This is a genomic window from Flaviflexus salsibiostraticola (genome assembly GCF_003952265.1).
In the GTDB taxonomy this organism is placed as follows: domain Bacteria; phylum Actinomycetota; class Actinomycetes; order Actinomycetales; family Actinomycetaceae; genus Flaviflexus; species Flaviflexus salsibiostraticola.
The window spans coordinates 69,927-84,524 of sequence record NZ_CP034438.1 but is presented as its reverse complement, the minus strand read 5'-3'; the positions used below and the strand labels follow the sequence as shown (position 1 = coordinate 84,524).

General features: G+C 65.9%; 16 protein-coding genes. 3 read left to right on the top strand and 13 right to left on the bottom strand.

Annotated features, from left to right (window positions below; translation table 11 throughout):
* The first annotated feature begins 2 nt into the window (after positions 1-2).
* Entirely contained in the window at positions 3-1,832 is a 1,830-nt protein-coding gene (locus EJO69_RS00425; protein ID WP_126037730.1) for an AMP-binding protein, read from the top strand.
* 112 nt (positions 1,833-1,944) lie between these two features.
* Here EJO69_RS00425 and nrdR read toward each other — a convergent pair whose 3' ends face one another.
* On the bottom strand, positions 1,945-2,409 hold the full coding sequence (gene nrdR, locus EJO69_RS00420; protein WP_126037727.1) for a transcriptional regulator NrdR: 465 nt from the start codon (positions 2,407-2,409) through the stop codon (positions 1,945-1,947).
* 19 nt (positions 2,410-2,428) lie between these two features.
* Positions 2,429-2,707, bottom strand: coding sequence for a hypothetical protein (locus EJO69_RS00415; RefSeq protein ID WP_126037724.1), 279 nt, complete (start codon positions 2,705-2,707; stop codon positions 2,429-2,431).
* Positions 2,708-2,873: 166 nt separating this feature from the next.
* Between EJO69_RS00415 and lexA the strand changes: the two genes are divergently transcribed.
* A complete protein-coding gene (gene lexA / locus EJO69_RS00410; protein WP_126037721.1) occupies positions 2,874-3,521 on the top strand; it encodes a transcriptional repressor LexA in 648 nt (215 codons plus the stop codon).
* A 55-nt stretch (positions 3,522-3,576) separates the two neighbouring features.
* On the opposite strand, the gene EJO69_RS00405 is transcribed toward lexA, so the two are convergent.
* Both EJO69_RS00405 and hflX read right to left on the bottom strand, forming a co-directional pair.
* Entirely contained in the window at positions 3,577-5,433 is a 1,857-nt protein-coding gene (locus tag EJO69_RS00405) for an ATP-dependent DNA helicase (protein ID WP_245993683.1), read from the bottom strand.
* Positions 5,420-6,841, bottom strand: a complete 1,422-nt coding sequence (gene hflX / locus EJO69_RS00400) for a GTPase HflX (RefSeq protein WP_126037718.1) — start codon at positions 6,839-6,841, stop codon at positions 5,420-5,422. The genes EJO69_RS00405 and hflX overlap by 14 nt, the downstream gene beginning before the upstream one ends.
* 77 nt (positions 6,842-6,918) lie before the next feature.
* Between hflX and EJO69_RS00395 the strand changes: the two genes are divergently transcribed.
* Positions 6,919-7,539 carry a class I SAM-dependent methyltransferase gene (locus EJO69_RS00395; protein ID WP_126037716.1) on the top strand — a complete coding sequence of 207 codons (621 nt, stop codon included), beginning with the start codon at positions 6,919-6,921 and terminating at the stop codon, positions 7,537-7,539.
* Here EJO69_RS00395 and EJO69_RS00390 read toward each other — a convergent pair.
* The 9 genes from EJO69_RS00390 to EJO69_RS00350 all read right to left on the bottom strand — a co-directional run bounded on the left by EJO69_RS00390 (position 7,505) and on the right by EJO69_RS00350 (position 14,539).
* Positions 7,505-8,404 carry a diaminopimelate epimerase gene (locus tag EJO69_RS00390; RefSeq protein WP_126037713.1) on the bottom strand — a complete coding sequence of 300 codons (900 nt, stop codon included), beginning with the start codon at positions 8,402-8,404 and terminating at the stop codon, positions 7,505-7,507. The genes EJO69_RS00395 and EJO69_RS00390 overlap by 35 nt on opposite strands.
* Before the next feature lie 9 nt (positions 8,405-8,413).
* Positions 8,414-9,328: a tRNA (adenosine(37)-N6)-dimethylallyltransferase MiaA gene (miaA, locus tag EJO69_RS00385; RefSeq protein ID WP_126037710.1), complete on the bottom strand. Its 915-nt coding sequence runs from the start codon at positions 9,326-9,328 to the stop codon at positions 8,414-8,416.
* On the bottom strand, positions 9,325-10,884 hold the full coding sequence (gene miaB / locus EJO69_RS00380; RefSeq protein ID WP_126037707.1) for a tRNA (N6-isopentenyl adenosine(37)-C2)-methylthiotransferase MiaB: 1,560 nt from the start codon (positions 10,882-10,884) through the stop codon (positions 9,325-9,327). The genes miaA and miaB overlap by 4 nt, the downstream gene beginning before the upstream one ends.
* A gap of 208 nt (positions 10,885-11,092) precedes the next feature.
* Positions 11,093-11,473: a hypothetical protein gene (locus tag EJO69_RS00375; protein ID WP_126037705.1), complete on the bottom strand. Its 381-nt coding sequence runs from the start codon at positions 11,471-11,473 to the stop codon at positions 11,093-11,095.
* Positions 11,473-12,057: a hypothetical protein gene (locus EJO69_RS00370; RefSeq protein ID WP_126037702.1), complete on the bottom strand. Its 585-nt coding sequence runs from the start codon at positions 12,055-12,057 to the stop codon at positions 11,473-11,475. Before EJO69_RS00370 ends, EJO69_RS00375 begins: the two co-directional genes overlap by 1 nt.
* A gap of 46 nt (positions 12,058-12,103) precedes the next feature.
* Positions 12,104-12,610 carry a regulatory protein RecX gene (locus EJO69_RS00365; RefSeq protein WP_126037698.1) on the bottom strand — a complete coding sequence of 169 codons (507 nt, stop codon included), beginning with the start codon at positions 12,608-12,610 and terminating at the stop codon, positions 12,104-12,106.
* Complete coding sequence (gene recA, locus EJO69_RS00360) at positions 12,610-13,677, bottom strand: recombinase RecA (protein ID WP_126037695.1); 1,068 nt, start codon at positions 13,675-13,677, stop codon at positions 12,610-12,612. Before recA ends, EJO69_RS00365 begins: the two co-directional genes overlap by 1 nt.
* A 201-nt stretch (positions 13,678-13,878) precedes the next feature.
* Positions 13,879-14,100, bottom strand: a complete 222-nt coding sequence (locus tag EJO69_RS00355) for a DUF3046 domain-containing protein (protein WP_164519804.1) — start codon at positions 14,098-14,100, stop codon at positions 13,879-13,881.
* 52 nt (positions 14,101-14,152) lie between these two features.
* Entirely contained in the window at positions 14,153-14,539 is a 387-nt protein-coding gene (locus EJO69_RS00350; RefSeq protein WP_126037690.1) for a helix-turn-helix domain-containing protein, read from the bottom strand.
* Between the last annotated feature and the right edge of the window lie 59 nt (positions 14,540-14,598).

Below are 14,598 nucleotides of genomic sequence, written 5' to 3'. Positions count from 1 at the left end.
AGATGGCCCGTCAGCATTACTCTCCGGGTGTCCCGGATGAGATCGAGCTTCCAACGAAACCGCTTCCCGATCTGCTCGATCGGGCAGTGGCGGACTTCCCGACCCGCCATGCCATCGACTTCATCGGTGAGAAGACCAGCTACGCAGAGCTCGGAGAGATGGTTCGCAAGACCGCCTCGATGCTGACGCTGGCCGGCATCAAGCGCGGCGACGTGGTCGCCGCGATCCTCCCGAACTGCACACAGCATGTGGCGCTCGCCTACGCGACCTGGTCGATCGGCGCGATCCTCGCCGAGCACAACCCGCTCGCCCCCGCGAAGGAGCTCGTCGCGCAGATCGAGAACGATGGCGCCCAGGTGGTCGTCGGCTGGGAGAAGACGCTCGTCGACCTCGCCGACATGCTGCCCGGCCGGACGATCATCGCCGTCAATCTGACGGCGGCCCTGCCGAGGCGCTCACGGATGCTCCTCAAGCTACCGGTCAAGGCGGCCCGCGCACAGCGCGACAAGATGAGGGGCAGGGTGCCCGCCCACGTCTACTCCTTCGAGAAGATGGTGGCCTCCGCGCCGTCCTCCTTCGTCGCAGAGGGTCCCGACCTCCACGACGTGGCCGTCTATCTGCACACGGGTGGCACGACGGGCTCCCCGAAGGCCGTCTGCCTCACCCACTTCAATCTCATGTCGAACTTCGAGCAGGTCATCGCCTGGCTCCAATTCGAGCGCGGAAAGGAGACCGTTGGATCGATCCTGCCGTTCTTCCACGCATTCGGCATGATACTGTCCCTCATCCTCTCGATCGGACTCGCCGCAACTCAGAACGTGCTTCCGTCATTCGACCCGGAGATGCTCATTGCGGCGAACAAGAGGCACCCGATCACGTTCTTCGGCGGTGTCCCGCCGATGTATGAGCGCATCCTCCAGGCCTTCAACGGAGATAAGCCATTCACGAAGCTGCGCTACTCCGTCTCGGGGGCTATGCCGCTCGATCCGGACCTCGCCCGACGCTGGGAAGAGGCGACAGATTCCCTTCTCATCGAGGGCTACGGTATGACAGAGGCCTCGCCGGTCATCTCCGGCTCCCCCGTCTCCGCCGCCCGCAGGCCGTCAACCCTCGGACTGCCGTTCCCGTCCGTCGACGTCAAGATCGTCGACCCGGAGAACATCGAGAATGAGGTTCCCGAGGGCGAGATCGGCGAGCTCCTCGTGCGCGGGCCGAATATCTTCGTCGGCTACCTCAACAACCCCGAAGAGACCGAGCAGACCCTCGTCGACGGCGAGTGGCTGCGCACGGGAGATCTCGTGCGGATGGATGACGGGCTCCTCGTCATGGCGGATCGCCGCAAGGAGCTCATCATCACCTCCGGCTTCAACATCTACCCGTCACAGGTCGAGGAGGCGGTGCGATCGATGCCCGGCATCCACGATGTCGCGGTCGTCGGCATGCCCGACGGCAGCCGCGGCGAGGCTGTCGTTGCCGCGCTCGTTCTCGAGCCCGGTGCCTCGATTGACCTCGAAAACGTTCGAAAGTGGACCCAGGACAAGCTCTCCCATTATTCGATGCCGCGCTCGATCGCGATCATGGATGAACTCCCCCGCTCCCAGCTCGGCAAGGTCATGAGGCGCTCGGTGCGCGACCAGCTCCAGGACCTCGAATTACAGGCTGGTGTGTGGCGCAAGAAGCTTTCCGCCACGGGCGATGATCTCAAGGGACGCGCCACCGAACTGCGCGAGCGGATCGAGGAGCGCACCCGCCCGCAGGAGGGCAGGAACCAGCAATCGGCTCCGGAGCCCGCGAACGACGACGAGCAGGGACCGACACCCCCGCAGAATTGATGAAAGCCGGGTGGCCGATGTGATCGGCCACCCGTGAAGCCAAGAGTGCCGCCGCCCAACAGGGCGGCGGCACTCATCTAGTCGTGGAACTCCGTCTGCAGGAGAGGCAAGGTCAGTCCTCAGACTCCTTGGATCCACCTGCGCGAAGCTCTTCAATGGCGTGCTGGAAGTCGTCGAGCGTTTCGAAGTTCGAATAGACGGACGCGAATCGCAGGTAAGCGATCTGGTCGAGGTCGCGGAGCGGGCCGAGAATGACTCGGCCGATGTCGTCCGAGTTGATGTGGGCGGCTCCTGATGCGCGCACCGCCTCTTCCACCTGGCTCGCGAGAACCGCGAGGTCACTGCGGGAGACTGGGCGACCCTGACAGGCCTTCCATACCCCGGCTATGATCTTTTCGCGGGAGAACGGCTCGGTCGCGCCGGAACGCTTGACGACGACGAGGGACGCCGTCTCAGTGGTTGTGAATCGGCGTTTGCACGCGGGACATTCCCGCCGGCGCCGGATCGCCTGCCCGTCATCGAGAGAACGGGAGTCGATGACTCGGGAATCAGTATTGTGGCAGAAAGGACAGTGCACCCTTTCACTTTACACTGACCTAGAAAGTGAGCCAGAGCTCAAGACCGAACGCAAAGGCTGCGCTGGCGGAGGCGATGATGCCGACCTTGAGCACGCCCACCAGCCGCTCCATTCCTCCAAGATCACGCTCATGCTCCGGGGCGATGTCCGGCACGGCCTGAAGCTCGACTCGCTCGGGGCGGGTCACGGTCAGTGCGGGGACATCGATGGGAGCGCGAGCCGATACGGCGCGCAGCCGCGGGAGATCAACCGGCCTCAGCGTCCCTGCGTGTGACCTTCTGTCGAGCACAGCACCCATGATCTGACTCCTCTGTCGAACGTTTGTTCTCGAACATCTGTTTGCATCTTATACACGACATGCCGATTAGAACAAGTGTTTGATTGTCTCTGTCGACTCCGCATATCCTTGTCACAACTTAGAAAGCGGTTCGGACAGATTCCGGGTCCACGGTGCAGGAGTGAGCATGAGCGAGAAGCCCTCGGGACGGCAGCTGACGATTCTCGAGTTCCTGCGACAGTTCATCGCCGACAATGGGTACGCCCCAACCGTGAGGGAGACGTGCACCGGCATCGGCCTCTCGAGCCCCTCCTCGGTCAAGTACCACTTCGACGCGCTGGAGAAGAAGGGCCTCATCGAGCGCGACCCGCGCAGGCCCCGCACCCTCATGTTGACCGATGCCGCGCTCGAGGCAATGCCGGGGCAGAATCCCCCGATCGAACTCGGGTTCTCCCACGCCGACTCAGTTGAGGTCCCCCTCGTCGGCCGCATCGCCGCCGGCTCACCCATCCTCGCCGACCAGATGGTTGAGGAGGTCTTCTCGATTCCCCGTCAGATGACGGGCACCGGTGAGATGTTCATGCTCGAAGTCTCCGGCGATTCCATGATCGACGTCGGCATCTTCGATGGCGACTGGGTCGTCGTCCGACGCCAGCAGGTCGCCGAGAAGGGCGACATCGTCGCCGCACTCATCGACGACGAAGCCACCGTCAAGACGTTCGACCGGAAGGACGGACACGTCTGGCTGCTTCCGCAGAACCCCGCGTATGCCCCGATTCCCGGCGACAGGTCGACAATCCTCGGCCGTGTTGTCACCGTGATCCGCGCCCTCTGATCCCCGAGGCGCACATCGTCACCGCATGTGACTCCGCCGGAGCGCGGCGAAGCTGCTATGCCCTGCTGCTCTGCTCCGTCGTCACGAGGCTCTGACTCAGGCGCTCGAGTGACGTCTTGGCGATCTCCAGGTCGGAGGTCGGCCACATGGGCGGCATCCCCGCCCTCAGGTACGCGCCGTATGCCTTCGTGAGGAGACGAGAATCGAAGACGGCGACGACACCGCGATCGCTCGTACTCCGCAGCAACCGGCCAGCGGCCTGTGCCAGGAGAATGGCGGCGTGCGTCGCCGACACCTGCATGAAACCGTTCCCGCCGTGCCGGGAGATCTGCTCTGTCCGCGCCTGCGAGACGGGGTCGTCCGGCCGGGGGAATGGGATCCGATCGATGAGGACGAGGCGACACGCGGGGCCGGGAATGTCGATCCCCTGCCACAGCGACAGCGTACCGATGAGGCATGAGTGCTCATCCGCCTTGAACTGGTCGACGAGAGTCGACAGCTGGTCCTCGCCCTGGCAGAGGATCGGAACGTCCAGGTGCTTGCGCAGGTACTCGGCCGCGGCTTCGGCGCCGCGCCGGGATGAGAACAGGCCGAGCGCTCCACCTCCCGAGGAGCGGATGAGCTCTGCCATCCGCTCGAGGGCCTCGTCACTCTGGCCGTCGCGGCCGGGCGGCGGCAGATCGGCGCCGACGTAGAGGATTCCCTGTCTGCCGTAGTCGAAGGGCGATCCGACGTCGATTCCTTCCCATGGCCCCTGACTGGGAAAAGCGAGGCCAACCTGATGCGCCATCGGCTTGAAGGAGCCCCCGACCTCGAGGGTCGCCGAGGTGAGCACCGTGGCTCGTTCGGCGAAGATCTTGTCGGCGATTGGGCCGGCCACGTCGAGAGGAGCTCCATAGAGGGTCTGCTCCGAGGCCCACACGACGCACCCATCATCGGCGAGCAGATCGTCGACGTCCTTCATGAAGGCTTTGGCCCACTGCTCCGACTCGCACGATTCCTTGAGCGCGCGAGCCATCGCGCCCAGGGACTCCCGCACGGAGTCCGGGATGAGTCGCATGCGCCCGTCGACGTCCTTCAGGGCGGCGAGAAGACTGTCGCCATGGCGGACGAACTCGGAATCGAGCTTGCCCAGCCCCCGCATCATCCGGGAGATGCGAGAGATGTCGGAGGAGCCGATGCGGATCGTCAACTGGTTGGTGACGCGGCCGACGAGGTCGTGCGCCTCGTCGACGACGATGGCTCCGGCAGGGGGCAGCACCTCGATACCCGAGGATTGAACCCCCAGCATCGCGTGGTTGGTGATGACGATGTCCGCCTCCATGGCGGCCTGCCTTGCCTTCTCAGGGAAGCACTCGGTGAACAGGGGGCATTCCCGGCCGTCACACTCCTGCTTCGACACCGAGATCTGGCGCCACACGAGATCAGGAACCCCGGGGACAAGAGCATCCCGGTCGCCCGTTTCGGACTCGAGCGCCCACTGACGGGCCCGAACGACCTGCTCCCCCATGCGGGTCGCCTCACCATCGCCGAAGAGGGCCTCCTGACCGTCCTGGTTGATCCTCTTCAGGCAGGCGTAGTTCTGCCAGCCCTTGAGCAGGGCCGTCTTGACGCGCACGCCTGTTGCCTCGGCGACAGCGTCGACGACGCGGGGGGCATCCTCCTGCGTGATCTGCCGCTGGAGGGCGAGCGTCGCCGTGGAGACGATGGCGCGGCCGCCGGTCTTCGCGCACCACATTGCGACGGGCACGAGATAGCCCATGGACTTGCCGGTACCGGTGCCGGCCTGGACGAGCAGATGCCCGCCGCCGTCGAGGGCATCGTAGACGGCCTCCGCCATCTCGACCTGCCCCTCTCGGCGGCTGCCGCCGATCGAGTCGACGACGGCATCGAGAACATCAATCACCGGCACTGCGGAGGTCCGCCGCAAGCTCAGGATCGACAAGAGCGGAGATCACCGTGCCGTCTTCGCTGTACTCCTCGGAGAGGATCTCTCCCTCGGTGTGGGCGCGTGAGATGAGATCGCCGCGGTCGAACGGGACGGTGACGTCGACCTTGACCGAGGGTCGCGGCAGGAGTTCGGCGATGCGGGAGCGGAGCAGCTCGATTCCCTCACCCGTCTTCGCGGACACGACGACCGAGCCCGGGTACCGGGAGCGAAGCGCCGCAACGTCGACGGGGTCCGCCAGATCGGACTTCGACAGGATGATGAGCTCGTGAACATCCTCCGCACCCTCGACATCGGCGAGGACCGCGTGGACAGCATCGACCTGGCCAACGGGATCCGGATGCGAGGCATCGACGACATGGAGAAGAAGGTCCGCCTCGGCGGCCTCCTCGAGGGTCGAGCGGAACGCCTCGACGAGCTGGGTTGGCAGCGACCGGACGAATCCGACGGTGTCCGAGATCGTGTACACGCGCCCATCCTCCGTCGCACTGCGGCGCACGGTCGGATCGAGGGTGGCGAACAGCGCGTTCTCGACGAGCACCCCCGCATCCGTCAGACGGTTCATGAGCGAGGACTTACCGGCGTTCGTGTAGCCCACCACGACAACGGAGGGCAGCGCGTTGCGGCGCCGGTTGGAGCGCTGGGTGCGGCGCGCGGGTTCCATGGCCGCGATGTCGCGCTTGAGCTTCGCCATCCTCTGGTGGATCCGACGGCGGTCGAGCTCGATCTGCGTCTCGCCGGGACCACGGGCCCCGATGCCGTCTCCGGAACCGACGCGGCCACCGGCCTGGCGGGACATCGACTCGCCCCAGCCGCGCAGGCGAGGAAGAAGGTACTCGAGCTGGGCGAGCTCGACCTGTGCTTTACCCTCGCGCGACTTCGCGTGCTGCGCGAAGATGTCGAGGATGAGGGTGGTGCGGTCGATGACCTTGACCTTCGCCACGTCCTCGAGGTTGCGCCGCTGATTCGGGGACAGCTCGGTGTCGACGATGACGGTATCGGCCCCAGTCTCGGCGACGAGCTGAGCGAGCTCCTTGGCCTTGCCCGATCCAAGATAGGTCGCGTTGTCGGGCTTGGCCCGCCTCTGAAGCACACCGCCCCGGACGACCGATCCCGCAGTCTCGGCGAGGGCCGCAAGCTCACGGAGGGACACCTCAGCGTCCTCCACCGTTCCCGAGGTCCACACGCCGACGAGGATGACATTCTCGAGGCGGAGCTGTCGGTATTCGACCTCGGTGATGTCGTCGAGCTCTGTCGTGAGATTCGGTACGCGCCGGAGCGCTGAGCGCTCCTCGCGATCGAGGCTGTCGCCCGTGTAATCTGCCCGGTAATCTGCGTCTGCCTGCAGGGCTGTCCCCTCCCGGGAACTCATATCGCGTTGGGTGATGGCACTCTCCTTTTCGTACGGCCATTCTCTCACGTGCCGTCCCTGTGCGGTAGTTTGGTCCTGTGTCAGACCACTATTTCTCCCCCGAGCCGATCGGACCAGACAAGCGGCGTGAGCACCGGTTCACGATCCGTGGCGAGGTCTTCACCGTCGAGACGGCGGGCGGTGTATTCTCTCACGACAGAATCGATAAGGGAACCCAGGTTCTGCTCAAATACTGCGAGGATCCGCCTGAGGAGGGACTTCTGGTCGATGTCGGCTGCGGCTGGGGGCCCATCACTCTCGCACTGGCCTCCGCCTCCCCCAACGCGACCGTGCTCGCCGTGGACGTCAACGAACGGGCTCGAGCACTGACTGCCGCCAACGCCGCTCGCGCCGGGTTGACGAATGTTATCGTCGCGGACCCCGATGAGGGGCTCGCACTCGCCCGCGAGCGCGGCATCGCAGCCATCTGGTCCAACCCGCCTGTCCGCATCGGCAAGCCGGCCCTTCAGCAGCTGCTTCTCGACTGGTTCGAGCACCTGGATGGGTACGCCGACATCGTCGTCTCGAAGAACCTCGGCTCCGACTCGCTGTCCTCGTGGCTCGGGACGCGCGGGTACGAGGTCGACCGGATCGGTTCGTCTGGCGGCTTCCGGGTGCTGAAGGTCAGCGACCCTCGCCGGCGAGCCCCGTCAGCATAAACTCCGCGACGATCTCGGCCATGCCGGTGATCTCGACCTCGCCACCGGTCAACCGGACCTCCGTGCGATAACGTCCGGACTCGGCGTGGTAGATGCCCGTTGCGGACTCCCCCGCCCACGTCGCGAGCGCGATTGCCGCATCGCGGACCCAACGATCCCCGGCAGGCCCCTCAACCCCGCGTTCGAACGCACGCAGCTGGAAGACCGTCGCCGGCCGTTCGACTCCATCGAAGTCGAGGAAGGCCGTGTCGCCCTCGGGGTGGACGAGGACGAGGCCCGGCGCCCTCGGGTTCGGATCGTATTGGACGCCGCCAGTGGCTGACGTGAGGTCCTCCTCCCGCTCGACTGCGACGACGACGGATCTGCGGTCGGAGCTGATCGTCAACCCCGCCATCATCCCGTCCACACCATCGAGGGTGACCGCCACGTCGAAGCCGCGCTCAAGGCCCTCATCGCTCGCGGGCAGCGCGAGAGCGGCCGCGACGGCGTAGCCCGCGCCCGATCGCGTTGCCGCACGAGGACCTCCGGCCGTCTCGAAGTCGACTGTCTGGCCGTCCTCCATGAGGATGAGTCCCGAGACGCGCAGATAGTGGGCGGCGAGCCGCACCAGCGGCCCCGGATCATCGATGAGGTCGCCGGAGGCGTCCCAGGCGTCGATACGCCAGCCTGTCTCGCCCGTGCCGCCGACGATGCGGACGATGCGCATGAGCGCGTCGGCGCCTACGCCGCTTCGCCGGTCGCAGATGAGAGCGATGTCGTCTGGTCCGAAATCGCGGTGCCCGTCGAGGTCGGGGACGATGATGGCATCGGTGCCGCCCGCGTTGCCCTTCGACAGAGTGAGGCCTTCAAGTGCCGGAATGATCATGGCACCAGTCTACTGGGCTGACGTCTCTTCGATGATCTGCTCGATCTGCGCCGCGGCGTCACCGGCGTCGATCCAGGCGATCCGCGGGTCCCGGCGAAACCAGGTGAGCTGCTTCTTCACGAGCCGGCGGGTGGCGGCGGTGATGGCATCGGCGGCCTCGGACAGCGTCATGTCGCCGTCAAGGACGGCGAGGGCCTCCCGATATCCGGTCGCCATGCGTGCCGTCGGCGCATTGTCCAAGCCCCTCTCCCGGAGGCACCGCACCTCGTCGAGGAGTCCCTCCTCGATCATCGTCCGCGTACGCGCCTCGATCCGAGCCTCCAGCACATCCCCCGACATCTCAAGCCCGACCATGATGACGTCATCATAGAAGGAGGTATGCCTGGGGAAGACGGGCTGGAAGGACCGACCGGTCACCTCGTTGACCTCGAGGGCGCGGACGACGCGGCGCTCGTTGCGGGCGTCGATGACGGCGGCCGACGGTGGATCGATCTGCGCGAGCCGCGCATGCATCGCCGCCCCGCCGAGCCGCTCGAGGTCCGCCATGAGCCGGGTCCGCACCTCGGGCACAGTGCCGGGAAAGTCGATCCGATCGAGGATGGCAGAGACGTAAAGACCCGAGCCGCCGACGACGATGGGGGTCCGCCCCCTTGCCACGATGACCTCGGCGTCACGTCGGGCACGCGCCTGGTAGGCGGCGACCGACGCCTCCTCACTGATGTCGAGCACGTCGATCTGGTGGTGGGCGATGCCGCGCCGTTCAGCTGCAGTCACCTTCGCGGTGCCGATATCCATGCCCCGATACAGCTGCAGAGCATCTGCGCCGATGATCTCGGCGGCGTCGGGCCCGCCGAGCCGGTGGGCGAGATCGATGGCCGCCGCCGACTTGCCGACAGCGGTCGGCCCGACGACGGCAATGATCATCGTCGCACCGTCGGCATGCCGAGCGTGACCGGGGCGGCCGCCTCAGCATCGAGCTCGGCGACGCGCCTGCGGGCCCTCTCCCACGCATCCCCCGCACGCGTCCGCCGGACCGAGAAGGTGCCACCGGTCAGTGCAGAATCGGCGAGGAGGTGGTGCGGAGCTCCGTAGGTGACGGTCGCCGTCACCATGTCTCCCGGCCGCGGCAGCACTTCAGCGTGATCGTCGCTCGAGAACGAGTCGACGTGCGGGCGCAGGTGATCGGGTAGGGCGACGTGGACGAGACGGTTGTCCTCGGCCCTCCCCGTCAGACGCGCGGTATCGGCATCCTTGCGGCCTTCGCCCTCGGCGATGAGGATATCGACGGTCCTGCCGACGACCGCCTGGTTCTCCTCGAGCGAGATCCGGTTCTGCAGGGCGACGAGCCGGTTATATCTCTCGCTTGCGACGTCAGCCGGGACCTGGTCGGGCATGTCGGCCGCCGGTGTACCGGGCCGGGGCGAGTAGAGGAAGGTGAACGCGGAGGAGAAGCGCGACTGCTCGACGACGTCGAGTGTCGCCTGGAAGTCCTCCTCGGTCTCCCCCGGGAAGCCGACGATGATATCGGTCGTGATGGCGGCGTGGGGAATCCGTTCTCGCACGCGCTCGAGGATGCCGAGAAACTTCGCGGAGCGGTAGGAGCGCCTCATCGCCCGCAGGATCCTGTCGGAGCCGGACTGGAGCGGCATGTGGAGCGAGGGCATGACGTTCGGCGTCTCCGCCATCGCGTCGATGACGTCGTCGGTGAACGCTGCCGGGTGCGGCGACGTGAACCGGACCCTCTCGAGTCCCTCGATGCCGCCACAGGCGCGCAGGAGATCGGCGAAGGCGCCCTTCTGACCGAAGCCCACGCCGTACGAATTGACGTTCTGCCCGAGGAGCGTCACCTCGAGGGCGCCATCGGCGACAACCGCACCGATCTCGGCGAGGACCTCACCGGGACGGCGGTCCCGCTCCTTGCCGCGCAGGTGGGGAACGATGCAGAACGTGCACGTGTTGTTGCAGCCGACGGAGATCGACACCCATGCCGCGTAGGCCGACTCCCTCTTTGTCGGCAGAGTCGACGGGAACACCTTGAGCGACTCCTCGATCTCGACGGCCGCCTCGCTGTTGTGGCGCGCGCGCTCGAGCAGGGTCGGCAGGACGTCGAGGTTGTGGGTGCCGAGGACGACATCGACCCAGGGGGCCCGCTCGACGATCCCGTCCCGCATCTGCTGCGCGAGGCAGCCGCCGACCGCGATCTGCATGCCGGGTCGGTCACGCTTGACCGCCGCGAGCTGGCCGAGATTGCCGAAGAGACGGCTCGCCGCATTCTCGCGGACCGAGCACGTGTTGAGGACGATGATGTCCGCGCCTGCGTCACCGGCGTCCGTGGCCCGCGCGGCCGCCTCTGGCACGGTGTCGACATGTCGATAACCGGCACCCTCAAGGAGGCCGGCGAGACGTTCAGAGTCGTGGACGTTCATCTGGCACCCGAGGGTGCGGATGGCGTAGGTGCGAGGAAGGGCTGTCTCAGTCATCGCCCACCATTGTAGGGCTCACAGCCTGCAGAGATGGAACTCTGTGAGGCGACGGTCCTTCGGGAAGGCCGGTCAATGCGGGAGAATCGTCCGAACATGACCGGGTCCCCGAGATTCCGGGCCGACAAACCCTTCATGAACGCTGATCTCGGGCGGACCCGGGTGCGTCGGCAGGCAGTTCGGACCCGCTGGAGCCTACCGCGGGCGGTCACGCCACTATGAGCTGGAGGGCGATGAAGCCGCAGGCCCCGGCCCACATGCAGCTCGCGAGCGAGCCGATGATGAAGCGCTCGCTGACGGCCGGGTCCTCCTTGAGCTCAGACCAGCGGCCGAGCGACTTGATGGCGACGACGGCGGCAATGAGGCCGGGTTGACCGACGATGATGAGGCCGGTGACCGAGAGGCGCTCGAGGATCCCGATGACGGTCCCGCCGCGCAGCACACGACGCTTGGGCGGCTCAGGCTCGAGGATGAGCTTCCCCTCTCGCACATCGGGAACCACGCGGGCGATGGCGAGCACACCCTCGACGACGAGCCAGCCAACGACGGCGGAGATGAGGAGCGCGAGGACCGCGATGAGGATGTCCATCAGTCCTCCGATTCTGCGAGCAGGCGATCGAGGAGCGGCCAGCAGGCCTCTTCGAGCGTTTGGGCACCGTACCCTCGACGCTGGGACACGGCCTCAGAGCTGATGTCGAGCCGCTCGGCGATCTGCTGTCCCGTCTCGCCGGCCCGGTGAGCATCGATCGCCTCCCACTGGGCCTCCGTCCGTGACTCGATGAGATTGCCGAGGAGTCTCAGCAGCGCCTCGGCCTCCGCCGCTGTCCCCTCGTTCGTTCCGACGACGGCGATCGACGGCGTGAAGCGGGTGGTGCTCTTAGCCCCTTCGACCGCGGTCCGTGCATTCTCGAAGGCGGGTCCACTGCCCTCGCGGGCACTCCCGCCCAGCTTGGCGAGACCGGAGCCGATCCCGATGTGCCAATGCCCGTCGCGCAGAGTTTCGAGGGCGATTGTTCGGACTGTGGCGGCATCGTCGGTCACACCCTGGACCTCGTCGCCAACGGTGCGCTCGAAGGAGCGGACCATGTCGGCGCTGTCATAGCGCGCGAGGAGGTCCGGAACCCGGTCGATATCGCGTCGGGAGCCGATCTGATCAAGGGTGAGGACGAACATGACCACTCCTATTCAAGCCATAGAACTTGATTAAGTAATTCCAAGCCTAATAGCTTGAATCGTCCGTGTCATCCAATACGGAGCGGAGCGCGTGCATGATCTGGTCCGGGTTGAAGCCGCGGCGGGCAAGGGCGCCGTAGATGCGGCGACGACGGACCGCATCATCGAGCCCTCGTGTCGACCGAGCCTTCTTCTCGGCGAGGGCGATGGCCGCCTCGCGCTCATCGTCCGGACTGATCTCCTCGAGGGCAGCATCGGCGACTTCACGGTCGATGCCTTTCCGAGAGAGCTCCCGAGCGAGACCGGTTCGCGAGACGGGCTTCTCGGCCATCCTCGAGCGGACGAGCATGGCGGCGAACTTCTCGTCGTCGACAAGCCCGACCTCCTCGAACCTGTCGACGATCTCGATCGCGATCTCCTCGGGGACCCCGCGAGAGATCTGGGCGTCGAGCAGCTGCTGGCGCGATCGGTCCATCATCGCCAACTGCCGCAGGACAATCGCCCTGGCCTCCTCGCGGAGCTCCTCCGGGGACTCCTCGCCCGTGATCTTCATCAGAAGTCCGCGGGCACCGATTCGTCGGCCATGGCATCCGGGCTGTCCGCGCTCGGGACATCGGCGTACTCGCCGATGCCGAGCTTCTCGAGGATCTTCTGCTCGATCTCGGAGGCGGTATCCGTGTTCTCCGCGAGGTAGGCGCGCGCCTTCTCCTTGCCCTGGCCGAGCTGCTCACCCTCGTAGGTGAACCACGCGCCGGACTTGCGGACGATGCCGTTGTCGACTCCCATGTCGATGAGGCTACCCTCGCGGGAGATGCCCTTGCCGTACATGATGTCGAACTCGGCCTGCTTGAACGGCGGTGCCATCTTATTCTTCACAACCTTGACGCGGGTGCGGTTGCCGATCGGCGAGCCTGCCTCCTTGAGCGTCTCAATGCGGCGCACGTCGAGACGGACCGACGAGTAGAACTTGAGAGCCTTGCCGCCCGTCGTCGTCTCGGGCGAGCCGAAGAAGACGCCGATCTTCTCGCGAAGCTGGTTGATGAAGATCGCGGTCGTGCCGGATGCGGAGAGCGCACCCGTGATCTTGCGCAGTGCTTGGGACATGAGGCGGGCCTGGAGACCGACATGCGAGTCGCCCATCTCGCCTTCGATCTCGGCCTTGGGGACGAGCGCGGCGACGGAGTCGATGACGACGATGTCGAGTGCGCCCGAGCGGATGAGCATGTCCATGATCTCGAGCGCCTGCTCGCCTGTGTCCGGCTGCGAGACGATGAGGGCATCGGTGTCGACGCCGAGGTTGCGCGCGTAGGCGGGGTCAAGCGCGTGCTCCGCATCGATGAAGCCGGCAATGCCGCCCGCCCTCTGGGCCTGGGCGACGGCGTGAAGGGCGACGGTCGTCTTACCGGACGATTCCGGGCCGTAGATCTCGACGACGCGGCCCCTGGGAAGCCCGCCGATCCCAAGTGCAACATCAAGGGCAACCGAGCCGGTGGGAATGACTTTGACTTTCTGTGCGGCCTGATCGCCGAGGCGCATGATCGAACCCTTGCCGAACTGGCGGTCGATCTGCGCGAGAGCCGTGTCGAGCGCCTTCTGGCGGTCGTCAGATTTTGCGGCCAATGGTGTCTCCTTGATAGATGCGGGTAGAGCAGGCGTCGAATAGGGAACCCGCCCTCTCCGAGCGGCATCCTAAGAGCAACGCTAGGCCACGCCTTTGGCACAATAACCCCGGTGTTCTCCACGCTGTGGAAAGCCGGGGCCGCGATGCTCCGGAGAACATCGTAACTGAACATTCGTTCGAATAAATGCGGCGCGCCGAGATCAGCGCTCGTCCCTGTTGACGCGGTGCCGGAACGCCTCGTCCTCGATATTCATCTCGGAACAGATCGCGGTCCAGATCTTCTGCGGCGACTCCCCTGCCTCGAGGAGCTCGTCGGCCGTGCGGTGCCCAAGGCCGGGTAGAGCCAGCGTCCGAGCAAGGGCCTGCCCGTACGCCGGCCCGAAGACATCGGCGAGCACGTCGTGGAATTCTGAGTGATTCATCATCGAGAACGTGAGAGGCCGCGGCAGCGCCGCGGCCTCTCACAGTGATCTGTCACTTGACTCCGGCCTCGGCCAGCGCCTCCTGAACAGTGTCGGGGACACGGAAGCTCGGCGGCACCCGGCCCTCGGAGAGGTCGATCCGGTCGGCGACGAGCCGGAGGACGTGGCCCAGGGGCACGTTGAGCGCCTGGGTGATTGAGAGGAGAAGCTCTGACGAGGCTTCCTTCTGTCCGCGCTCGACCTCGGAGAGGTAACCGAGCGAGACGCGGGCGTCCGAGGACACCTCTCGAAGGGTGCGACCCTGTCGCTGGCGGTAGGCGCGAAGCACATCGCCCAGTTCGCGGCGGAGGAGCACAGGTTCAGACGCACGCGCCTCGCGGGGGCGAACAATGTCTGCATGGTTCTTCCGGTTTACGCCGGTTCGTGTTTCCATTGCCATCACCATCTCCAACGGTTCATTCCCGACTTTTGTTCCCGCATTCCCACCGAAGCGATCAG